The organism is Methanoculleus chikugoensis (assembly GCF_900095385.1).
GTDB classification, from domain to species: domain Archaea; phylum Halobacteriota; class Methanomicrobia; order Methanomicrobiales; family Methanoculleaceae; genus Methanoculleus; species Methanoculleus chikugoensis_A.
Genome location: NZ_FMID01000003.1, coordinates 1 through 20,149, shown reverse-complemented (window position 1 = coordinate 20,149; position 20,149 = coordinate 1). Strand labels below are relative to the sequence as shown.

Here is a 20,149-nt window from a genome sequence, read left to right as displayed (position 1 = left end):
AAATTATAGGGTCTGGAACTGCTCTCAGGGCAAACGGCCACTGAGGACGTCATGCCGGTCGATAACGCCGACGAGCCGCTTCTTCTCGTCGATGACCGGGAGCATGCTGATGTCGTGTTCGACCATCAGCCGGCTTGCCGTTGCTATCGTGTCGTCCGGCGTCACCGAGATGACGGGTGTCGTCATCACCCGCTCGACGGTGGTGTCCGCCTGGTTCTTCACCGATATGCGGACACTCCCGGCGCGCAGGAGATCCCGGCGGGAGACTACCCCGATAGTCTCGTTCTTCTGCACCACCGGAAACGCGGTAAACCCGCTCGTGACGATCAGGCTGTAGATGCGGTGTATGGGCTCGTCCGGCGTGCAGGTGACGGGATCTCGCGACATGGCGTCCTCGACCCTGCCGGGGATGGTGCGGCGCGAGATCAGGACGGGGAAGAGTTCGGAGAAGAGCACCCCTCCCTGGTATACGCCGTCTTCGTTGACTACCGCAGCGCTGTTTGTGCGGGCGTTCATGATAGCGATGCCTGTCTCCGCAAGGGGGGTATCCGGTGCGGCCTGAGCGGCCTCCCGGACGAACCCTTTGATCGTGACGTTCGACTTGGTGTCCATGACTCGCAGGACGTCGGAGATGTCGAGATAACCTCGCAGACGGTTCTTCTCGTCCACGACGTAGACCTCACGAAAGACGTCGTCCCTGAGGATGCTCCGTGCTTTTGTGACGTAATCGTCGTAATGCAGGGTGGGGATATCCACCATCAGGTCTGAGGCCACCTTCATAGCAACTGCTCCTCCTCCCGACAGGCGGGGCAGAGCATAAGGTTGTCGACCCTTGATAAATCGTCGGAGATGTTCCCGCACCGGTCGCATACTCCCATGGCGTACACCTCTTCGCGGTTGATCTCGATGAGATCCGCGAGGATTTCGTTCACTTCGGCCGCGACGGTGAGGATGTCCCGAACTGTCACGATCCCGATGACCATCTGGTCTTCGACGACGGGGAGCCTGCGGACACGGTGCTTCACCATCATTGCCGCGGCGTCCCCGACCAGCTTCTCGGCGCCGATCGTGATCAGGGGCGTGCTCATGATCTCGCTGACGTGAATTTCACCCGGTTTTAAGTCTTTAGCCACGACTTTGCAGTTGATATCTTCCTCCGTGACGATCCCGGTAGGCAGGTTGTTCTGCAGCACAATACAACTCCCGACCTCGTCGCGGCACATGATCTGCGCCGCCCGGGCGACAGTCTCCCCGACATCGATGGTCGTCGGATGGCTCTGCATGACCTCCCTGACCGGTATGCGTGTCTCGAAGTGGATGGTATCACTATTATTCATCATGGGATTCTCCTAATCTGGCTGCAATTAGAGCCGTTTTTCCAGGTGCAAGTCTATCTAGGTTTCAACAGTATAAAAGAATTCTCTCGCACCGGGAAAGCTGTTTGTCTGCAAAATGACGAGAATATGCCGGACGGAACATATAATTATATTTATTTGTGAGTGCCACAACTCACTTAAGTATAGGCAAATTCTGCCTACCTGAGGGAGCTTAATGACGTTCTTAGTTCGTACGAAAAGAAGGATCTCGGGGCTGTTGAAGGCGCTCTTTAAGAAGCGAACCTGCCGCATCGGGATCTACGGTCCTCCCAATGCCGGTAAGACCACGCTTGCGAACCGGATTGTGCGGGATTGGGTCGGCGATGCGGTCGGCCCGGTCAGTGAGGTGCCTCACGAAACCCGGCGCGTCCGGCGCAAAGAGGATATCACCATCACGGGACAGAATGGCAGTTCGGTCACCATCGACATCGTCGATACCCCGGGCGTGACGACCAAGATCGACTACAACGAGTTTGTCGAGTACGGCATCGAGAAGGAGGAGGCGGTCAAGCGGGCCCGGGAAGCGACCGAGGGCGTTGCCGAGGCGATGCACTGGCTCCGCGAGGATATCGACGGCGTCATCTACATGCTCGACTCCACGCAGGACCCGTTCCAGCAGGTGAACATCATGCTTATCGGGATCATCGAGAGCCGGAAGCTTCCCGTCCTGATCGTTGCAAATAAGAACGATCTTCCCGATGCGTCCGCCGCGCGGATCAAGAGTGCGTTCCCCCAGCACCCCGTGATCTCCATATCGGGTCTTGAAGGGAACAACGTGGACGAGTTATACGAGCAGATGACGTCATATTTCGGGTGATGGAGATGATACAGGGTGTACAAATCGACCTGATTTCTGCGGAACGCTTGGAGCGACTTACGGCGATGGAGAAGATCCGCCTGATCCTCGATGACGTGATGGAAGGAAACATCGTTATCCTGGAGAAGGGCCTCGCGCCGGACGAGCAGAGCAAGCTTATCGAGATCACGATGCGGGAGATCGCGCCTGACGGGTTCTCCGGGATCGAGATGGAGACCTATCCCATCAGGGATGCCCAGGGCGGGTTCCTGGCGAAACTTCTCGGTGGGAAACGCTCCGAGACTCGCCTGACCGTGATCGGGCCGGCGAACCAGCTCAAGACACTCAAGAAGGAGAAGGATCTCATCAGTGCATGGGTCTCCTCGTCGAGATGAACGGATACCGGGAGTGAAGAGATGCCTCACAAGTGCACACAATGCGGGAGAGAGTTCGAAGACGGTTCGACGAAGATTCTGAAAGGATGCCCGAGTTGCGGCGGGAAGAAGTTTCTCTACATCCGTGAGGCCGAACGGCACGACGACGTGCTGAAAGAGAAGACCATCGACGAGATCGCCCGGGAGACGGGCGAGGAAGTGCTCGAGGTCAAGCCGGACCTCCGGAAAAAAGAGGAGATCGAGGTATTCGAGCGTATCGAGAGCATCCGCATCCTCGGCCCGGGTTCATACGAACTGAACATCGATAAGCTGGCCAGGTCGGACGAGGTTGTCGTCGGACTGGAGAAGGAAGGAAAATACGTTGTGGATATCCTCTCCATGGCCCGGAAAAAGAAGTGATACGGTATCCCCGGCTTTAAATGGGGGGCGGGTGCTGCTTCTGCAGCATTCTTCCCTCAACCGAAAATATAAATATCCTCAGAACCCTTTTGAGTTGCAACACGTAATCCGACACTCAATGACGCATGTCGGAGCGACGGTTTCCTGCATGAGAACATGAAACTCTCATGAACCTTTGCGTAGATCGGATTTCATTCACGATCTCTGCTCTCGTGCACCTGTCCCCGGCAGTTAGCGGATTGTATCTGCACTGGAGAGTGTCGGCTGGGAGGTACTTCATGAACACGACGTACGATATCCAAAACACGATCGGGGAGGAGACCAGAGACCCGATCTATGTCACATCGCTCGATTCGGTTCCCGGTATCGGTCCGGAGGAGCGCGCCCGCCTTGCGGAGGTGACCGACCACTTCGCGTTCCGTGCGAACGACTATTATCTCTCGCTGATCGACTGGGATGACCCCGCCGACCCTATCCGTCGGCTGATCGTGCCGACCGTCGAGGAGCTTGAGCCCTGGGGGCATCTCGACCCGTCGTCGGAGCACCGGTATACTCAGGCTCCGGGACTGCAGCATAAATATCGTGAGACCGCTCTCCTGCTCGTGAGTGACATCTGCGGCGGCCTCTGCCGCTACTGTTTCCGCAAGCGCCTCTTCATCGAGGAGGCGCACGAGGTGAATAACGAGATCTCCGCGGGGCTTGCCTACATCGGGGACCATCCGGAGATCACGAACGTCCTCCTTACGGGGGGCGATCCCCTGTTCCTCGAGACCGGCCGGCTGCTCGATATCGTCCGGCAGATCCGCGAGATCGATCATGTCGGGATCATCCGGATCGGCACGAAGATGCCGGCATACAATCCCTTCCGGATCATCAACGATCCGACGCTGCTGGACATGATCCGGGGCTACAGCATGGACGAGAAGCGTATCTACATCATGGCGCAGTTCAATCACCCGAGGGAACTGACCGATGCCGCGTGCCGGGCGGTCGCTCTCCTGCAGGATGCCGGAGCGGTCGTGATGAACCAGACGCCGCTCATCCGCGGCATCAACGACGACCCGGAGGTGCTTGCGGCGCTCTTCGACAAACTCTCGTTCATCGGCGCGAACCCTTACTATGTCTTCCAGTGTCGTCCGTCGGTCGGCAACAGGACGTTCGCGGTGCCGGTGGAGGAGTCATACCGGATCTTCGAGCAGGCCCGCACGATCTGCTCGGGGCTTGCGAAACGGGCCCGGTTCGTGATCTCTCACGCGACGGGGAAGATCGAGGTGCTCGGGAAGACGGACAGGCACACCTACTTCAAGTACAACCAGGCGGCAGACCCGGCGGATCTCGGACGGTTCATGGTCTATAAGAGCAACCCGAAGGCCTACTGGTTCGACGATTACACGGAACTGGTGGACGAAGGAAGGGTGAGGGAGCCGCAAGACTTTCTGTAAGGCCGGGCTTCTGGGGCCGATTGCGGGTCTCTCTCTTTTCTGTCTTCCCCTCTGGCCGGCGCTGTCCTTCTCCCTAGAGCCAGAAATCGTAATACGCCGTGGCTGTCCGTCTTTCGTCGTCGGCAACCGATACACTGATTATCCTGCTTCCGTACGATGTATCGCCAACCTCCCACCTTTCGAAGTCCCATAACAGGGGCCAGAGTCCTATGCTATCGGGCGCCGTCAGCGTGACACTGAAACCGGAGTCGCCCAAAGCAGTCCTGCTGAGGGCGAACGGTGTCATGTCCGATCCCGTTCCGGAGCCTCCGGTATAACCGATGCCGATGTCGTTGACCGAGATGTACCCGCCCAGGATCAGCCGTTGTCTGACCGAGTTCACCTCCAGCCGGGAGATGTGCTCCTCTGCAACCGTGATGTAATTCGACTTCGTCACGGTTTCATTGCTGAGGGCGTTCTCAACTGTCAGAGAGACGGTATACGTCCCTATATTGTTGTAGGTATGAACCGGGTTCTGCGCTGTTGACGTACCGCCGTCGCCGAAGTTCCAGAACCACGATGTAAGCCCATCACCGCTGGAGAGGTCGGTGAACCGTACCGTAAGGGGCGCCGTACCGGTGGCGACGTCGGCCGTGAAGTCAGCGATGATGGGGGTGGCAACGGTGATGTATCCGGGCTTCGTTTCGGTGTCGTTCCCGCGTGCGTTGTTGGCCGTCAGCGTCACGGTGTATGTCCCCGGGTTGACGTAGACGTAGATCGGGTTCTGCGCTGTTGACGTGCCGCCGTCGCCGAAGCTCCAGGACCACGAGGTCGCCCCTCCCGCGGAGGTGTCGGTGAACTGCACCGGGAGGGGTGCGGGGCCGGATGTGGGGTCGGCGGTGAAGCCGGCGACAAGGGGCACCTGCTCCGCTGCCGAACCGTTCCCGAAGTCATGGAGGAGCCAGGTGCTGCCGGTGCGGCTCACACCGCCGGCGACGATCTGGATGTGGGCGCCCTCGGGCACACCACCGAGGACGAGGGCCTCTCCGGTCTCCCACGACGTCCAGGTGTCGTGTTCGACTCCCGAGGCATCGATTAGATCGAGATCATCTCTCCTGACGCCGTCGACCAGGATCGCGAAGCGCCCCCGTTCGAGGGAGTCGCCGCCGTCGTGGTGGATGGAGAGTTTGCCGTCCTCTCCCACAACACTGCGGGCGAGCATCGCGGGTGCCGCGTCGCCGGGGGGGCTGGAGAGGAGCGCCACCCCGAGGATCGCCACCGCTGTCACGAAGACGGCGATGAGTGCCATCGTGGCGATGAGATCGGAGGTGGCGGTGTCGTTGGACATTTCAATGCGCGCTCTGGACAACACCCATCGTTGTTATGGACATGAGGGGGTCGTCGTTACTGTCATAGATGATGATCACCACTGCTATGCGATCATTGGGATGATCGCCGGTTGTGAAACCGTTGAGATTAATCTCTTCGGAGGTATAGAGATCTCCGAGCGCTTCAGAAGTCATCATTGCAACTGTTATTTTTGGATTATTCTCTCCACGCTTCACAGCGTCATAGTTGTAGAGGGTTATGTGGGCATAGCTCGCCTGTTCCAATGTTATCGTCGCATCTATCGTCGCTTTTTTTGGTAGGGCTATTAAACTTTCATTTATTTTGGGAAGATTAATAATCACATCTTCGGGCGTTGGAGTCGGAGTCACTGTCACCACCGGTGTCACCCCCGGCCCCACCGGGTCGGGGGAGAACCTCCCGGTCCCGCCCCGGAACTCCGGTTCTGCAAGGATCGTCTCGGTGCCCCCCGAGACCGCGGTCACGATCACCCGTTCCGGTGTTGAGCCGTTGTAGACGAGGCTCCCGCCAACCGACCACGCGCCGTCTTTGAGTCCGGCGAACGCATCGGTCCTGTCCACAAGCCCGCTCCCGGTATCGACGTAGATCCGGTAGTCGCCCGCTCTCAGGGGATCGCCCCCATCGTGGACGAGGACGAGGCGACCGGTCTCGTTAACTCCCGCGGCGATGGCCGCCCGGGGGATCGCGTCCGGCTGGGGGCTGGAGAGGAAGACTATCCCCACGAGCGCGACGCCGATGACGGTCAGGCCGATCAGGAGCATGGCTCCGACCAGTTCGGAGACTCCTTCTTCACTACGATGCCGTCTCACACCCATCACTCCATCAGGGACGCCGCGTTGTAGACCGAGACCGTGTAGTTCGCCGGGTATACGGTGAGGAACACCTTCGTCTCCGGCTGGACGGTGAGCGTGGCCGTATTCCCGCTCTGTCCGGTCGATAGCCGTGAAGGTTCGACGTTCTCCTCGATCGCCCTCTGCCGGACCTCGTCGAACGCCCTCTTCCAGGCCCGGGCCGTCGCCGGATCGTCGGCCTCGACGGTCAGGTTCACCCGGTCGTAGGTCCCGCTGAGGGAGGAGGGTTCGCTCCAGCGCATCCTGGTCTCGACCCGCACCGGCCCCGACCCCGCAATCCCGGCCGAACCCTCGAGGCTGATCGGGGCTACGGTGAGGGTGATGTTGCCGTCCTCCGTCTTCGCCGCCGCTATCGACGGCCCGACCCGCACCGTCGTCCCCCCCTCCTGGGAAAGAAAGATCGCGCCCCCCTGGTATGTCCAGGTCTGGTCGACCCAGTAGTTGTTCGAGGAACTGTAGGAGAGGCTGCCGAGGGGGATGGTCACCGGGTCCTTCCCCTCGGGCGCAATCGTCAGGTTCGCTCCCTCGCTCTTCGCCGAGACCGTCCCTCCCGACCCCGCGGGGGTGAGGATGGGGAGCGCGAAGGCGCTGCCCCCGGTCGCTCCCGCCCCCGTCCCGAGGTCAAAGGCCGTCGAGAGGAGGACGCCGTTCCTGTTGTTCAGCCAGAGTGAGTCGAGAGCAATCTTGTAATCGACGAACCGGTCCTTCACCTGGTTCATGTGCGCGATCTCCGCCTCTCTTCCCGCTGCCGGGACGCCGTAGACCTGGTAGAGCGAGAGCGCCACGACGATCAGGGCGAGGAGCAGGACGAAACCGACGACCTCCGAGAGGCCGTCATCACGTGCGCACAGCGGCATAGTCTGGGTAATTCTCTGCGCGAAGTCTATATTTATGTATTGTTCGCCCCCTTGCGTTTCTTCATCCGGAAACAAGAAACCGCAGGAATACGGCGCTCAACAATCGGAAAGGTCGCCGTTTTGCTACCCCTATCCCCCACCATCAAACCTTTTCATCTCCGCCCTCCATTATTACTACGACATGCCACAGGACTCTGGAATAGCCCCGGATGGAGTATCACTCTCGCCGGGGTGCGTCCTCTGCCACCAGGGAGCGAAGATGGTCCTCTTCGTGACCGGCCGGTGTCGCCGCACCTGCTGGTACTGCCCGCTCTCGCGCGAGCGAAAAGGCCGGGACGTGGTCTTTGCAAACGAACGGCAGGTCTCGTCGCCGTCTGAGGCCATCGAGGTTGCGGAGAGCATGAGCGCTCTCGGGACCGGCGTCACCGGCGGCGAACCGCTGATTGAACTCGACCGGGTGGTGGAGTACTGCCGCGCTCTCAAGGAGCGCTTCGGCCCGGATCACCAGATCCACCTCTACACCGGCCTTGCGCCGGACGAAGCCGTGCTCCGGCGCCTGCAGGGGCTGGTCGACGAGATCCGGTTGCACCCGCCTCATGAGGTCTGGCCGCAGATTATCGAGACCGATTTTGCCCGATCCGCCGTCCTCGCCCGGGAGATGGGCTTCCTCATCGGTATCGAGGTGCCGGCGCTCCCGGGGATCGAGGACCTTGCCGCCGCCCTCCCGCTCCTCGACTTCCTCAACATCAACGAGCTGGAGTGGGGCGAGACCTGCGCCGCCGCCATGCGCGAGCGCGGGCTCGAACTCGAGGACGGCGTGCACAACGCCGTGTTGGGTGCCCGCCGGTGGGCGGAGAAGCTCGCCGGCGATCCGAAAGTCCACTTCTGCTCGTCGGTCTTCAAGGACTCGGTCCAGTTACGGGAACGGTTAAAGCGGATCGCTGCCAATACTGCGCGTCCGTTCGAGGAGGTGACGGATGACGGAACCGTCGTATACGGGGTGCTCGAGCCGGAGGGTGCCGTCGACGGGTTCCTGGAGGAGTTTGATGACGATGAGTATGCAGTCTCTGAGGGGCGGATCGAGATGGCGTGGTGGGTGCTCACCGAGCACGGTGCCGGGCTGCCGGGCAGGAAGTACGTCGTCGAGCGCTACCCGAACGGCGGTATGGTGGTCGAGGTGACGCCGCTCTGATGTTGCGATCGGGGATTGAGCCTCTCTACGAGCGATACCTGAAGTGGCAGGTGAAGCATGTCCCCCGGCACGTCGCGGTGATCCAGGACGGGAACCGCCGGTATGCCCGGGAACAGGGGCTCGATACGGCGGTCGGCCACCGGCTCGGAGCGGATGCGACGGAGCAGGTTCTCGACTGGGCGTGCGAACTCGGCGTGCAGCATATCACGCTCTACACCTTCTCCACGGAGAACTTCCGGCGGGATAGCAGCGAGCTCGAATCGCTCTTTCGTCTCTTCCGGGAGAAGTTCACCGCGGTCATGAAGGACGAGCGGGTGCACCGGAACCGTATCCGTGTCCAGATGATCGGCGATCGATCCCTCCTCCCCGGCGAACTCCTTGCAACCATCGATGCGGCGGAGGAGGCGACCCGGCACTACAGCGATTACTTCATCAACATCGCGCTCGCCTACGGCGGCCGGAACGAGATCGTGCACGCCGCCCGGTCGATCCTCGGTGAGGTCAGGGAGGGCGCCATCGACCCGGCGGCCATCGATCCCGAGACCGTTGAGGCCCACCTCAACCGGGGAGCACCCATACCTCCCGTCGACCTGATCATCCGTACCGGCAACGATTACCGGACCTCGAACTTCCTCCCCTGGCTCGCAAACGGCCACGAGTCGGCCGTCTACTTCTGCGCCCCCTACTGGCCGGCGTTCAGGAAGATCGACCTTCTGCGGGCGATGCGGGTCTACGACCAGCGCATGCGGCTCAAGGAGCGCGTGGCCCGGCGGGGCTGACGGTTACCTCCACGCCGACGTGGCTTCACGCGATGTGCGAGCGAGCTTGAGCACCGTAGGTGCGAGCCGCGAAGAACGCGAAGATCGGTTGACAGATTGGGCTACTCCCCTTCCCGGCTTCGCGCACTTCGCACCTGCGGTGCTCATGCTCCGGATTATCCACCCGTCGCACTTCGCGTGAGATTTTGTTACGGGCCTCTACCGCCGGCTTACTTCCCGAACCGCCGCGCTCTCGACTGGAAGTCTCGGAGCGCCCGGAGGAAATCCACTTTTCTGAGCAGCGCCCAGTTGACGTCGAGGAAGAAGAGTTCGGAGTAGACCGACTGCCAGATAAGAAAATCGGTGAGGTGGTCGCCGCCGGTCTTGATGACGAGATCGGGCTCGTACTTGAAGGTGAGGTACGACTCCAGCAGGTCTTCGTCGACCGATTCCGGATCTACTCCGTCCTCGGCCATCCTTCGCACGCACCCGGCGATCTCCTCCCGGCCGCTCTTGCCGATCGCCACCGTCACGTCCATGCCTTCGCCGCTGACCTCCTTCTCGTCGCGGTAGTGCAGGGTCAGGCGCGCGATCGAGGCTACCTCCCGAATCCGTGGGAGGCAGCGTTCCAGCCGGGCGGGGTCGGCGGTGCTGATGTGGAACGTGGCGCTCTTGATCCCGAGGTCGCGGCACCACTGTGCGGCAAGAGCGAGGTTGCCGGGTGCATCGAGCATATCCTGCTCGGTGATCATGAAGCAGACGTGCTCGGGGAGCGTCCTGAGATCGCGGAGGAGGATCTTCTCGTAGAACCGGTAGATCATGACGTCCACTCCAGCAGCGCGGATAGAGGGAGGGTGTTCAGGACGTCGTCCGGGGTGCACCAGCCCCGGCGTGCCATGAGAATTCCGTAACGCATGTTTGAAAATTCGCCGTTCCTATGGGCATCCGTTCCTGCAGCCAGTTTCACTCCTTCTTTCTTGGCCTGCAGGATATAAATATCCTCAAGGTCGAGCCGGTGGGGCGATGCATTGATCTCGAGAGCCGTCCCCGTCGCCGCCGCGTGTGCGATAACGCGCTCGAGGTCGACGGCATACGGCGGTCTGCGGCCGAGCAGGCGGCCGGTGGGGTGACCGATGATATCGACGTGCTCGTTCTCCATCGCGGTGAGGATGCGCCGGGTCAGGACGTCCTGGTCCTGGGAGAACCCCGAGTGGACGGAGGCGATCACCAGGTCGAGGTCGGCAAGAACCCTGTTCTCGTACCCGAGGGTGCCGTCGCTTTTGATGTCCACCTCGCTCCCGGCAAGGAGCCGGCAGTCGTGCCGCCGGTTGACGCGCTCGATCTCGGCCTGCTGTTTTAGAAGGGCTTCAGCCCGCACCCGTGAAGAGTGGTCGGTGATCGCGATGTACTCGTAGCCCCTTCTCTCTCCCGCCTCAGCCACGTCTTCGAGCGACTGGCGGCCGTCGCTCCATGTGGTGTGGGCGTGAAGATCGCCCCGCACGTCTGAGAGATCGACCAGATCGGGGAGGGCGTGCCGGAGAGCGAGTTTGATCTCGCCCCGGTCCTCGCGCAGCTCCGGCGGAACCGGCTCCATCCCGAGGAACGAAAAGACCTCCTCCTCGCTTGCGAACTCCTGCAGCCGCCCGTTTGCGGTCTCCACAAGACCGTCGGGCGTGAGCCGGTAGCCCTGTCGCGCCGCCACCTGCCCGAGCCTCTCCAGGAACCCGGCCGAGCCGGTGGCGCAGAGGAGCGCGGTGCCGCACCGGCCGGGTTCGGTGAACCGGACGTCCACCACGGCGTCGGTGGATATGCGGTCTCCAGCGGCGGTTCCGTTCCCGGCAACGACGATCGCAAGCCTGCCCACGGTGCTCGATCCCCGCCGGTAACTCCCCGCAACCATGTACCGGCCGTCCGGCAGTGCCGCCGCCACGTCCGCGAGCACCGCGTCGGCCTGCGGGCGGGTCATCCGGTTCGACCTCTGCCGGAACTGCTCGATTCCTCGCCTGATCGTCTCCTCCTTCTTTGCCCCGAACCCGGAGAGCGCCCTGAGGCGGTGCCCCTTCACCGCCTGCTCAAGGTCGTCCAGGTTCCGGATGCCGAGCTTCGTGTAGAGGATGTGGAGCGTCCTCGGCCCCACCCCGGCAACGGCGAGCAGTTCGACGACCGATCCGGGTATGGCTGCCTGGAGATCTTTCAGTTCCCCGAACGTTCCGGTGGCGGCGATCTCGCGGATCTGTCCGGCAATCCTCTCTCCGATCCCCGGGATACGGGTGAGTTCCTCCTCGTCGAGCCCGGCGACCGGGAGGGAGAGGCGGTCGATCTGCCGCGCCGCCCGTTCGTAGGCAGCGATCCGGTACCGGTCCTCCCCCGCGATCCCGAGGAGGCGGGCCATCAACGCGAGCCGTTCGGCGACATCCCTGTTCGTGACCTGCCCCTCCGGGGTTCCCATGATCACTCTTCCTCCCCAAAACCATATAGGCCTTGATGCTTGCCGGGTGCAGGCTCGGGCAGGAAACCTGCCTGGCCGATACATTCACTACCTGGCATCTCCCGGAAAGAGTTTCTTTCCTTTTTCCGTGTATTCGATGACGCCCGGTTGTTTGAGGAAATCCCGGTCCTCATCGACTTCCCATCCCTCTGCAAGTTTGCCGTTATCTATGCGCCAGATGAAGACCATCGTCATTGTCACCTTCCTGCCGGTAGGAGGTAACGGTCATGCCCGAAAGATGCGTGTAGATCGAATAGTTCGGATCCCAAAAAAACGTCTGGGGTCATAGATCGCTTCACGCTCCCGCTGCCGACCCGGCCCACCCATCCTCCTCAGGCCGTAGATCGTTGACAATTCCTATGGTACTACCCAAATCCGCGGACTACCCCCGCCTACGCAGGGGGCTTCCTGCGAGTGTACTGGAATTTCCAGACCTGTTTGTCGCAGATTATCGGCGAACTGCCGGTAGCCCGTTCGCAGGGCATTCTGTGATAGGAACCGTACCATGATATTGACCGCACTGTTCCGGTCTCGATCCATGGTGTTCCCGCACTCACATTCTATAACTCGCTTCCAGAGCGGCATGTCGTGAAGCGCCCCGCAGACACAACAGGCTTTTGTCGTGTTCTGTTCATCGATTTTTATTACTCTCTTACCTGCAAGGGTTGCCTTGTAGGTCAAAAATCTGATGAACCGCGACAGGTGTCCCGTGTTCTGGGTGGCGCGGTTGAGCCCCGGGGTCGCCTGCCGGGACCGGGGCATCTGCTTCACGCTCAGATCCCCAACGAGGATCGTGTTAGCGCGAGTGTTCTCAACGATTTTCTTGCTCAATTTGTGCTGGAAATCTTTGATCTGGTTGCCCTGTTTTCGTTCACACTTCCGCTTGAGCCGGTTCAGCTTCTGCCACTTTCGACTCTTCTTCTTACAGTGGTCTCGCCGGGCCTGCAACTCAGCGATCGGGGTTTTCCAGTACTTGTCCGGGCGAGCCACAGAAAACCCAATGAACTTCCCGTGACTGTTCACCCCGACGTGCCGGGTCACCCCGAGGTCAAACGCCTGGTAGAGCCCGTTGTCACGGTACTCCTGCGCCGGCTGGACCTCATGAACGATCGATACATAGTACGCGCTCTTGATGTCGTCGTAGAAGAGATCAACCTGTTTGACGTTGATGAACTGAGAACCAGCGGGTAGGGCGAAGATCAGTGGCACCGTGTTGTAGAAGTGGGAGAACCAGATCTGGTCCCTCTCGATCTTGAATCCGCTCTGGTTGTAGCGTAGCGTGCAGAAGTGGTCTTTTCCCTTGAACCCTGGGGGATTTGCCCCCTTATCCCCATTCTGTCGCAGGGCGAAGAATGAGCGAAAGTCGTCGTCCAGGGACTTCAACGTCGTTTGAAGCACTTTTGAGTAGACCCACTTGTACTCGGGATACTTTTCCTTTAACTTGGGGAGGGCGTTCGCCTGCTGCACATATCCGATGTACTGTTTGCCGGGTCTGTCTTTGTTTTCCTGGTAATTTCGGTTCCGCTCGGCAAGCGCAAAATTGTAGACTAATCGGCACTTCTCGGAGAGATGCCAGAGCACGTCCTCCTGCTCAGGTATGACCTGAATCCTGATCTTTGCGGTGATGTGCACCGGAAACTCTCCTGCTGGCTATCGCATGAGTGATCTGCAGTTTTTCGACATAAAGAAGAGCCGTGCACGGTGAAAGTGATTCTGGAGGAGGGAGGCTATGCTCTCATCCCTCAGCCTGCGCAAGGGGTCTTCCCGCGTATGCTGCCTACACCCCCAAATATAAACTTATAGGAGTCAAAGAAATTGTAACATGCTTCCTTCCACGTTTGAGGATTATCTCGAGGCAATCCTCGCGATCACGGAGAGCGGCGGCCGGGCGGCGACGCTGGACGAGATAGCGGCGGCTCTCGATACCGGGAAGGAGACCGCCGGGACGACCGTCGCCTCTCTGGTCGAGGAAGGATACCTGGAGCGGGCGGACGGCGACGCCGTCAGGCTTACCGGGAAGGGTTCGTCGGTGGCGTCACAGGTGGCGCGGAAACACCGCGTTCTCCAGTGTTTCCTGACGGAGATGCTCGGCGTCGATGAGGATGCCGCGAGCAGGGAAGCCTGCACCCTCGAGCACGGGATATCCGACGAGACGATCGACCGGCTCTCCTCCTACATGGACGGCGCCCAGTCTCCGCCGGGACGCATGGGGCGCTGCCGGGGGCGGGACTGCACGCTGCTCGACTGCAAGGAAGGCGATACCGTCCGGGTGGCGATGATGCGCGGCCCCCGGCGGCACCGGCGGCTGCTTGATCTCGGCATATTCCCCGGCGAGATCGTACAGATCCGGCGTAAACTCCCGAATGATTCCGTCGTCGTCAGGGTGAAAGGCTGCGACATCGCCATCAGCCCCGAGATCGCGCGATCGATCGTCGTGGAGTCGTGTCCATGAAGTTCGCGCTGATCGGCAACCCCAGCGTCGGCAAATCCCTCATCTTCAACCAGCTCACCGGCCTCGGGGTGGAGGTGAGCAACTACCCCGGAACCACCGTCGAGCTGCAGCGGGGCAACACCTGTTTCCAGCGCGAGATCGTCGAACTCGTTGACCTGCCCGGGGTCTATTCGCTCGAAGGGAACTCGGAAGAGGAAGGCCTGGTTCGTCGGTTCCTGGAGCAGCAGGACGTCGATGCGGTCATCGTGGTGGCGAACGCCACTCGCCTGGAGCGCAACCTCTACCTCCTCCTCCAGGTGGCGGAGTACGGCCTCCCGATGGTCGTCGTGCTGAACATGGTCGACGAGGCCGCAAAACGGGGGCTTGAGATCGATCCCGGGCCGATTCACGACCTTCTCGGCGTCGAGGTGATCCAGACGGCGGCGTCGCAGGGGAAGAACATCGACCGGATCATCCCGGCAGCCCTCGCCGCCTCGAGCCCGTCGATGATCGAGATCCCCTACGACCACCACATCGAGGCGGCCGTCCGGAGCCTCGGGAAGATGTTCGGAGCCGACCGGAAAGAGAGCGTCCGTGCGCTCCTCGGGTTCGGCGACAACCCGGAACTGCTCGAGGCGGCGCGGACGATCTCCGACGAGATCGAGTCCCGGCACCGGATGACGGTCGCCCAGATCATCGCGGCCAACCGGCACAACTTCGCTCACAAGATTGCCGACCTCACCGTGAAGGAGGAGGCACAGCTCCCCCAGACCGATCCGGACAGCATCCTGACGCGGATCATCCCCGGGATGCCGATCCTCATCGGTATCCTGATCGGAATGCTCCTCTTCGTCTTCGTCACGGGATCGTTCCTTGAGAAGATGATCGTGGAGTTCTTCGAGGTCTACGCGATGCAGCCGTTCGTCGCGCTCGGCCTGCCTCCGCTCGCCGAAGAACTGGGGGTATCTATCCTGCTCGCGCTCCAGGCGGGTCTCGGGATAGCGTTCCCGTACGTCTTCCTCTTCTACATCATCATCTCCATCCTCGAGGACTCCGGGTACATGACCCGGGCGGCATTCCTCGCCGACAACGCGATGCACCGGGTCGGGATGCACGGCGGGGCGGTCATCCCCCTCACCCTGGCGTTCGGGTGCAACGTGCCGGCCATCATGAGCATCCGGCTCCTGCGCTCCCGGCGCGAGCGGATCATCGCCTCGTTCCTGGTCACGATGGTTCCCTGCTCGGCCCGGACGGTCATCATCGCCGGGATCGTGGCGAGTTTCGTCGGCATCGCGGCGGCGTTCAGCGTATACGCCATCGTCTTCGTCCTGATCCTCATAACTGGGCTCGTCCTCTCCCGGGTGACGCCCGGCGAGCGGTTCGGGATGATCATGGAGATGGTCCCGCTCCGCTGGCCCAACCCGAAACTGGTGATGAAGAAGTCCTGGACGCGTCTCTCGGAGTTCCTCTTCATCGCGATGCCGCTCCTCCTCGCGGGAAGCGTCGTTCTCGGGCTCTTGGAGTTCTTCGGCGTCATGACGTTCTTCGAGGGGCTTGTGGAACCGTACACCATGGCCCTCCTCGGCCTTCCCGGCTACTCGGCGACGGCGCTCATCTTCGGGATCCTCCGAAAAGAGATGGCGTTCGAGACCCTTGCCATCCTCGCGGGCACCGCCGACCTCGGGGCGGTGCTCTCGTCGCTGCAGCTCTACATATTCGCGATCGTGACCGTCCTCTTCGTCCCCTGCCTCGCGACGATCACGGTGCTGCTGCGCGAAGTCGGGTCACGGATCACGCTTGCGATCACGGCCTACACGGTCGCCCTCGGGCTCCTGATAGGAGGCCTTATCCACTATATCCTGTCATAACTGGTATTACACGATGTACACCTACGAAACCGGCATTCCGGCTATCGACAGGGAGTATGGGGGCCTGCGGGCCGCCACAAATATTCTCCTTCTGGCGCCCCCTCTCTCCTACGCTGAGCTCCTGGCATACCGGATAGCCTCTCCCCGGCCCGGGGAATGGGCTGCTGCCATATCGACCGATGAGCGTGCCTCCGATGTCGTCGGTGCGTTCCGCAGGTATGGGGCGGACAGGGGCCGAATCGGGATCATCGACGCGGTCACGAAGAGTTCGGTGCCCACCCTGCGGGACACGACAAGGGCAAAGTTCGTCACGAGCCCTCTCGACCTGACCAGCATGGGGATCAAGTTCTCCCGGATGGTGGAGGATATGTGGAAGGAAGGGGTGATGGCCGATCCTCCGGGCCCGATGCCTCCGCCGATCCGGCTCTGCGTCCACTCGGTCTCGACGCTTCTGATGTATGCGCAGCTGGATGTGACCTACAGGTTCCTCCACGTGATCACCAACAGGGTGAAGAAACTGGAGGGGATCGGGATCTACACCCTCAACAGCGAGTCGTTCGACGAGCGAACCGTCTCCACGATCAAGCAGTTGATGAACACGGTCATCGAGGTGCGGGTTGAAGACGGGGGAGGGGCGGTGGCGCGGGAGTTCCGCATCATCGGCATCCGCGGGAGGACGACCCCCTGGATCCGTTACTTCTACGACGATGGAACGCTGACCTTTGAGGAATGATGATGGAACCCGTGCAGCCGCATCCCGGTTGTGTTGCGCCCTCCGTTCCGGGAGTGAGGCATCGATGCTGACGTTCGTGGGTCTCGGGCTCTTCGACCTCGGGGACATATCGGTCAAAGGCCTCGAATACGTCAGGAGCGCCGATGCCGTCTTTTTAGAGGCGTATACGTCGCGACTGATGGGGACGGACGTCGGTGCGATGGAAGCGTTCTTTAGAAAAGAGATCCGGGTGCTCGGCCGGGAGGACGTCGAGCAGAATCCCCGCGAAATCCTCGATCGTGCCGCTGCCGGCCGGGTGGCGTTCCTGACGGGGGGAGACCCCATGGTCTCGACGACGCACGCCGATCTCCGGCTGCGGGCGGCCGCCGCCGGGATCGAGACCTCCATCATCCACGCGTCGTCGATATCGAGCGCGGTCTCGGGCCTCTCGGGCCTGCAGAACTACCGGTTCGGGAAGTCCTGCTCGGTGCCGTTCCCCGCGAAGGGCTGGTTCCCGACGGCTCCCATGGAGGCGATTGCGGCGAATCTTGCGCAGAACCTCCATACGCTCGTCTACCTGGATATCCAGAAGGATCGCTACATGCGCGTCCCGGAGGCGATCGCCGTTCTTGAGGAGATGGCGGAGAAGCGCGGTATCGAACCGCCCGCGCTCTACGTGGGGATCGCCCGGGCGGGGTCGGAGCAGCCCGTGGTTGCCGCCGGAACCGGCGCGAAGCTCAAAGAGACGGATTTCGGCCCCCCGCTCCATATCCTCGCCGTGCCGGCGGAGCTCCACCCGATGGAGCGGGAGTACCTGGAGACCTTCGCCGGCCTATGAACCTCGACGACTACGGCGCTCTCTATGGAGCGGCCCTTTCCCCGGCCGAAATCGCCGTCCCGGAGGGCACCCTCCTCTGCCGGGCGGCCGGGGAGGTGCTCGAGATGGCTATCGCCTACCACAGCGACGGGTTTGCGTTTCTCCGGGCCGGCGACCGGGTGAACGCCCTCGCCGCGTTTGCCTACGGGCTCGGGTGGCTGGACGCCGGCTCGCGCCTCGGGCTGCTCATGCCTTCTCTCGCCCACCCCCCGGAGACGGTGGACGCGGGCATCCCGGCATCGCAGGCTGCCCACCTCGACGAGAAGACGCACCGCTACCGGCGGATGCTCGATGCGGCCCTCGGAGCGGTCGAGGCGGCGGCGGACGAGGCGAGCCCGCTTCATGCAGCGGCCTGGGAGTTTTATTCGGCGGCACGCGGCTGGTATGCGCAGGGTGCGGCATACCTCGATGCAGGCGACCGCGCCGCTGCCCTTGCCCGGTTCAGCTACGGCTATGCCTGGCTCGATGTCGGTATCCGCGCGGGGCTGTTTCGGATAACCGGGGAGCGCGGCCTCTTCACCGTTTAGGATCGGTTATCCCGTTCATTTGCCCGGTATCGTGCGGATCCCCGGTTCTATCGATTTTTCGATAAAACCATCGTTAAATAGTAGCCGCACGATAATTTATTACTAAAAATTCGGGTGTTTTCCTCCGGTGCTGCCCGGCCGTTTGCGGACGGCTGCAGCACCCGGGGGTGAGGGTCGGTCTTTCCGGGGGCTGTCCCCGTGCCCGGGAGCGTCGTGGATGAAGAGGTCTCAGTGGAAGTGGCTGCTCGTCTCGCTCAGTTTCAGCGCTCTTGTCATGGCGGGCGTTCTGTACTTCACCGTCGACGAGTCGACGATCGGGTACCTCAGCCGGATAAACCCGTATTACCTGGTTCTTGCCGTCCTCCTCCACCTCCTCTCGGTCGGGTTCTGGGCACTCCGCATCCAGAAGATGTCGGCGTCGCTCGGGTACCGGGTACGCCTCACGCACTGCCTGAACCTGGTGCTCGCGAACATGCTCGTTGCGGCGGTGACTCCCTCCCAGGCGGGCGGGGAGCCGGTCAGGGTTCACGAACTCTACCGGGCGGGCGTTCCGGTCGGAGACGCCACCGCCGTCGTCATCATGGAGCGGATCCTCGACGGCATCATCCTCGGGGCGCTCGGGGCCTTCGCCATGCTCTTCCTCGGCAACTACTGGAGCAGTCTCACCTCGGGGTTCAGCGGGATGAGCGCCATGATGTACGCCGCCTGGATCTTCGTCACCCTCTTCGTGCTCATCTTCGTCTACTCCGTCAAGAACCCGGACCATCTCAAGCGGGCGCTCAAAGGGATATCGCGGTGGATCGACCGCCGCTGGCACCTGAAAAGGTTCGAGAGCCTGCTGGAGACGATCGATCGCGAGGTGGACAACTTCAACCGGGGGCTCGTCAAGTTCGTGAACCACGGGAAAAGCGGCCTCGTGTGGGGGATGTTCTTCACCCTGCTCTTCTGGGTTTCGGAGTTCGCCGTCGCATCGCTGCTGCTCATCGGCCTCGGGCAGCCCCCGTATTTCATCGAGTCGTTCGTCGTCCAGCTCGTCATCGCCATCATCATGATGATCCCGCTCACCCCGGGAGGCTCGGGCGTTGCGGAGATCGGCGCCACGTCGCTCTACAGCCTCTTCGTCCCGTCGGCGATCGTGGGTGTCTTCGTCCTCCTCTGGCGGCTGATCTTCTACTACCTGAACATCCTCCTCGGTCTCCTTTCGAGTCTCGTCATTGTCCGGCGCGAGTTTCTTGCCCGCGCCAAAAAGCAGCGGTGATTGACCCCAAGGTTTAAACATCAGAAGGCTGATGTCAGGTGATCACATGACGACTCAAAGCTGCAGGGTGCAGGGTGTGTTCATGTCGGTGAGCGAGATGGGAGCAGCACCGACCGTTATCCTGGACGCCGGGGGCGACAGCACGATACCCATCTACGTCGGGCTCTGGGAAGCGATCTCGATCAGCAACGCGCTCAACAGCGAGATGCTCCCCCGCCCCATCACCCACGATCTCATCGTTGAGATGTTCCGGAGCTTTGAGATCGCGCTCGATTCTCTGCACATCGATTCTCTGGAGGAGGGGGTCTTCTACGCCAAACTCCATCTGCGGCAGGGATCGCGAACCGAGATCATGGACTGCCGGCCGAGCGACGGGATAGCCATCGCTCTGCGTTACCGGGCACCGATCATGATCGAGGATACGGTCGTGGAGACGGCGGCGGTGAAGAAGGACGATCTCCCGAGGATGGTCGACCTCAAAGAGTATCTCTGATTACTTCCGGCGCGCTGCAAGTTCGTCGAGCACGTCGCCGACATCGGTGCCGGATGCCCGGAGCGCTACCAGCAGGTGGAAG

22 protein-coding genes and 1 pseudogene are annotated in these 20,149 nt (G+C 61.5%); 13 read left to right on the top strand and 10 right to left on the bottom strand.

Annotated features, from left to right (window positions below):
* Window positions 1–24: 24 nt before the first annotated feature.
* Together L21_RS00285 and L21_RS00280 are read right to left on the bottom strand one after the other, a co-directional pair.
* The gene (locus L21_RS00285; protein ID WP_074368516.1) at window positions 25–780 is read right to left on the bottom strand and encodes a CBS domain-containing protein; all 756 of its coding nucleotides are present in this window, start codon (window positions 778–780) and stop codon (window positions 25–27) included.
* Window positions 777–1,340: a CBS domain-containing protein gene (locus tag L21_RS00280; RefSeq protein WP_074368515.1), complete on the bottom strand. Its 564-nt coding sequence runs from the start codon at window positions 1,338–1,340 to the stop codon at window positions 777–779. Before L21_RS00280 ends, L21_RS00285 begins: the two co-directional genes overlap by 4 nt.
* Window positions 1,341–1,551: 211 nt before the next feature.
* Between L21_RS00280 and L21_RS00275 the strand changes: the two genes are divergently transcribed.
* The 4 genes from L21_RS00275 to L21_RS00260 all read left to right on the top strand — a co-directional run bounded on the left by L21_RS00275 (window position 1,552) and on the right by L21_RS00260 (window position 4,408).
* Window positions 1,552–2,193, top strand: a complete 642-nt coding sequence (locus L21_RS00275; RefSeq protein ID WP_074368514.1) for an Era-like GTP-binding protein — start codon at window positions 1,552–1,554, stop codon at window positions 2,191–2,193.
* A gap of 5 nt (window positions 2,194–2,198) precedes the next feature.
* The gene (locus tag L21_RS00270) at window positions 2,199–2,567 is read left to right on the top strand and encodes a DUF2073 domain-containing protein (RefSeq protein WP_074368542.1); all 369 of its coding nucleotides are present in this window, start codon (window positions 2,199–2,201) and stop codon (window positions 2,565–2,567) included.
* A gap of 21 nt (window positions 2,568–2,588) precedes the next feature.
* Entirely contained in the window at window positions 2,589–2,966 is a 378-nt protein-coding gene (locus tag L21_RS00265) for a Zn-ribbon domain-containing protein (protein WP_054848046.1), read from the top strand.
* Between the two features lie 278 nt (window positions 2,967–3,244).
* On the top strand, window positions 3,245–4,408 hold the full coding sequence (locus tag L21_RS00260; RefSeq protein ID WP_074368513.1) for a KamA family radical SAM protein: 1,164 nt from the start codon (window positions 3,245–3,247) through the stop codon (window positions 4,406–4,408).
* Between the two features lie 73 nt (window positions 4,409–4,481).
* Here the strand turns inward: L21_RS00260 and L21_RS00255 are convergent, their stop codons facing one another.
* Genes L21_RS00255 through L21_RS00245 form a run of 3 tightly spaced genes read right to left on the bottom strand, consistent with a single transcriptional unit; the run spans window position 4,482 to window position 7,463 of the window.
* Complete coding sequence (locus L21_RS00255; protein WP_074368512.1) at window positions 4,482–5,735, bottom strand: PKD domain-containing protein; 1,254 nt, start codon at window positions 5,733–5,735, stop codon at window positions 4,482–4,484.
* Between the two features lies 1 nt (window position 5,736).
* The gene (locus L21_RS00250) at window positions 5,737–6,570 is read right to left on the bottom strand and encodes a type IV pilin domain-containing protein (RefSeq protein WP_083608666.1); all 834 of its coding nucleotides are present in this window, start codon (window positions 6,568–6,570) and stop codon (window positions 5,737–5,739) included.
* Window positions 6,570–7,463, bottom strand: a complete 894-nt coding sequence (locus L21_RS00245) for a DUF7289 family protein (protein WP_074368510.1) — start codon at window positions 7,461–7,463, stop codon at window positions 6,570–6,572. Before L21_RS00245 ends, L21_RS00250 begins: the two co-directional genes overlap by 1 nt.
* 181 nt (window positions 7,464–7,644) lie before the next feature.
* Between L21_RS00245 and L21_RS00240 the strand changes: the two genes are divergently transcribed.
* Both L21_RS00240 and uppS read left to right on the top strand, forming a co-directional pair.
* Entirely contained in the window at window positions 7,645–8,655 is a 1,011-nt protein-coding gene (locus L21_RS00240; RefSeq protein ID WP_074368509.1) for a radical SAM protein, read from the top strand.
* Window positions 8,655–9,434: a polyprenyl diphosphate synthase gene (uppS, locus tag L21_RS00235; RefSeq protein WP_074368508.1), complete on the top strand. Its 780-nt coding sequence runs from the start codon at window positions 8,655–8,657 to the stop codon at window positions 9,432–9,434. The genes L21_RS00240 and uppS overlap by 1 nt, the downstream gene beginning before the upstream one ends.
* 209 nt (window positions 9,435–9,643) lie before the next feature.
* Here the strand turns inward: uppS and L21_RS00230 are convergent, their stop codons facing one another.
* The 4 genes from L21_RS00230 to L21_RS00220 all read right to left on the bottom strand — a co-directional run bounded on the left by L21_RS00230 (window position 9,644) and on the right by L21_RS00220 (window position 13,533).
* Complete coding sequence (locus tag L21_RS00230) at window positions 9,644–10,234, bottom strand: undecaprenyl diphosphate synthase family protein (protein WP_074368541.1); 591 nt, start codon at window positions 10,232–10,234, stop codon at window positions 9,644–9,646.
* Window positions 10,231–11,862 (bottom strand): helix-hairpin-helix domain-containing protein, encoded by a 1,632-nt coding sequence (locus L21_RS00225; protein WP_074368507.1) that lies wholly within the window; start codon window positions 11,860–11,862, stop codon window positions 10,231–10,233. The genes L21_RS00230 and L21_RS00225 overlap by 4 nt, the downstream gene beginning before the upstream one ends.
* 87 nt (window positions 11,863–11,949) lie before the next feature.
* A complete protein-coding gene (locus tag L21_RS13695) occupies window positions 11,950–12,096 on the bottom strand; it encodes a hypothetical protein (protein ID WP_178377653.1) in 147 nt (48 codons plus the stop codon).
* 162 nt (window positions 12,097–12,258) lie between these two features.
* Complete coding sequence (locus L21_RS00220; RefSeq protein WP_074368506.1) at window positions 12,259–13,533, bottom strand: RNA-guided endonuclease InsQ/TnpB family protein; 1,275 nt, start codon at window positions 13,531–13,533, stop codon at window positions 12,259–12,261.
* Between the two features lie 190 nt (window positions 13,534–13,723).
* On the opposite strand from L21_RS00220, the gene L21_RS00215 reads away from it, so the two are divergent.
* From L21_RS00215 to L21_RS00185, 7 genes are all read left to right on the top strand, one after another.
* Window positions 13,724–14,353: a metal-dependent transcriptional regulator gene (locus L21_RS00215; RefSeq protein WP_074368505.1), complete on the top strand. Its 630-nt coding sequence runs from the start codon at window positions 13,724–13,726 to the stop codon at window positions 14,351–14,353.
* Window positions 14,350–16,200, top strand: a complete 1,851-nt coding sequence (gene feoB / locus L21_RS00210) for a ferrous iron transport protein B (protein WP_074368504.1) — start codon at window positions 14,350–14,352, stop codon at window positions 16,198–16,200. The genes L21_RS00215 and feoB overlap by 4 nt, the downstream gene beginning before the upstream one ends.
* Before the next feature lie 13 nt (window positions 16,201–16,213).
* Window positions 16,214–16,933: an RAD55 family ATPase gene (locus L21_RS00205; RefSeq protein WP_074368503.1), complete on the top strand. Its 720-nt coding sequence runs from the start codon at window positions 16,214–16,216 to the stop codon at window positions 16,931–16,933.
* A 64-nt stretch (window positions 16,934–16,997) separates the two neighbouring features.
* Window positions 16,998–17,750, top strand: coding sequence for a diphthine synthase (gene dph5 / locus L21_RS00200; protein WP_074368502.1), 753 nt, complete (start codon window positions 16,998–17,000; stop codon window positions 17,748–17,750).
* Complete coding sequence (locus L21_RS00195; protein ID WP_074368501.1) at window positions 17,747–18,316, top strand: DUF357 domain-containing protein; 570 nt, start codon at window positions 17,747–17,749, stop codon at window positions 18,314–18,316. The genes dph5 and L21_RS00195 overlap by 4 nt, the downstream gene beginning before the upstream one ends.
* Before the next feature lie 217 nt (window positions 18,317–18,533).
* Complete coding sequence (locus tag L21_RS00190; RefSeq protein WP_074368500.1) at window positions 18,534–19,574, top strand: lysylphosphatidylglycerol synthase transmembrane domain-containing protein; 1,041 nt, start codon at window positions 18,534–18,536, stop codon at window positions 19,572–19,574.
* Window positions 19,575–19,620: 46 nt separating this feature from the next.
* Window positions 19,621–20,067 carry a bifunctional nuclease family protein gene (locus tag L21_RS00185; RefSeq protein WP_074368499.1) on the top strand — a complete coding sequence of 149 codons (447 nt, stop codon included), beginning with the start codon at window positions 19,621–19,623 and terminating at the stop codon, window positions 20,065–20,067.
* On the opposite strand, the pseudogene L21_RS00180 reads toward L21_RS00185, so the two are convergent.
* Window positions 20,068–20,149, bottom strand: a pseudogene (locus tag L21_RS00180) (phosphoribosyl-ATP diphosphatase); the annotation flags it as partial.

Excerpts from the sequence above, each read along its gene's own strand:
- dph5 (WP_074368502.1), top strand. The coding sequence starts at position 16,998 with ATGCTGACGTTCGTGGGTCTCGGGCTCTTCGACCTCGGGGACATATCG.
- L21_RS00285 (WP_074368516.1), bottom strand. The coding sequence starts at position 780 with ATGAAGGTGGCCTCAGACCTGATGGTGGATATCCCCACCCTGCATTAC.
- L21_RS00270 (WP_074368542.1), top strand. The coding sequence starts at position 2,199 with ATGATACAGGGTGTACAAATCGACCTGATTTCTGCGGAACGCTTGGAG.
- feoB (WP_074368504.1), top strand. The coding sequence starts at position 14,350 with ATGAAGTTCGCGCTGATCGGCAACCCCAGCGTCGGCAAATCCCTCATC.
- L21_RS00240 (WP_074368509.1), top strand. The coding sequence starts at position 7,645 with ATGCCACAGGACTCTGGAATAGCCCCGGATGGAGTATCACTCTCGCCG.
- L21_RS00185 (WP_074368499.1), top strand. The coding sequence starts at position 19,621 with ATGACGACTCAAAGCTGCAGGGTGCAGGGTGTGTTCATGTCGGTGAGC.
- L21_RS00205 (WP_074368503.1), top strand. The coding sequence starts at position 16,214 with ATGTACACCTACGAAACCGGCATTCCGGCTATCGACAGGGAGTATGGG.
- L21_RS00280 (WP_074368515.1), bottom strand. The coding sequence starts at position 1,340 with ATGATGAATAATAGTGATACCATCCACTTCGAGACACGCATACCGGTC.
- L21_RS00245 (WP_074368510.1), bottom strand. The coding sequence starts at position 7,463 with ATGCCGCTGTGCGCACGTGATGACGGCCTCTCGGAGGTCGTCGGTTTC.
- L21_RS00265 (WP_054848046.1), top strand. The coding sequence starts at position 2,589 with ATGCCTCACAAGTGCACACAATGCGGGAGAGAGTTCGAAGACGGTTCG.
- L21_RS00195 (WP_074368501.1), top strand. The coding sequence starts at position 17,747 with ATGAACCTCGACGACTACGGCGCTCTCTATGGAGCGGCCCTTTCCCCG.
- L21_RS13695 (WP_178377653.1), bottom strand. The coding sequence starts at position 12,096 with ATGACGATGGTCTTCATCTGGCGCATAGATAACGGCAAACTTGCAGAG.
- L21_RS00230 (WP_074368541.1), bottom strand. The coding sequence starts at position 10,234 with ATGATCTACCGGTTCTACGAGAAGATCCTCCTCCGCGATCTCAGGACG.
- L21_RS00190 (WP_074368500.1), top strand. The coding sequence starts at position 18,534 with ATGAAGAGGTCTCAGTGGAAGTGGCTGCTCGTCTCGCTCAGTTTCAGC.
- L21_RS00215 (WP_074368505.1), top strand. The coding sequence starts at position 13,724 with ATGCTTCCTTCCACGTTTGAGGATTATCTCGAGGCAATCCTCGCGATC.
- L21_RS00225 (WP_074368507.1), bottom strand. The coding sequence starts at position 11,862 with ATGGGAACCCCGGAGGGGCAGGTCACGAACAGGGATGTCGCCGAACGG.
- L21_RS00260 (WP_074368513.1), top strand. The coding sequence starts at position 3,245 with ATGAACACGACGTACGATATCCAAAACACGATCGGGGAGGAGACCAGA.
- L21_RS00255 (WP_074368512.1), bottom strand. The coding sequence starts at position 5,735 with ATGTCCAACGACACCGCCACCTCCGATCTCATCGCCACGATGGCACTC.
- L21_RS00275 (WP_074368514.1), top strand. The coding sequence starts at position 1,552 with ATGACGTTCTTAGTTCGTACGAAAAGAAGGATCTCGGGGCTGTTGAAG.
- uppS (WP_074368508.1), top strand. The coding sequence starts at position 8,655 with ATGTTGCGATCGGGGATTGAGCCTCTCTACGAGCGATACCTGAAGTGG.
- L21_RS00250 (WP_083608666.1), bottom strand. The coding sequence starts at position 6,570 with ATGGGTGTGAGACGGCATCGTAGTGAAGAAGGAGTCTCCGAACTGGTC.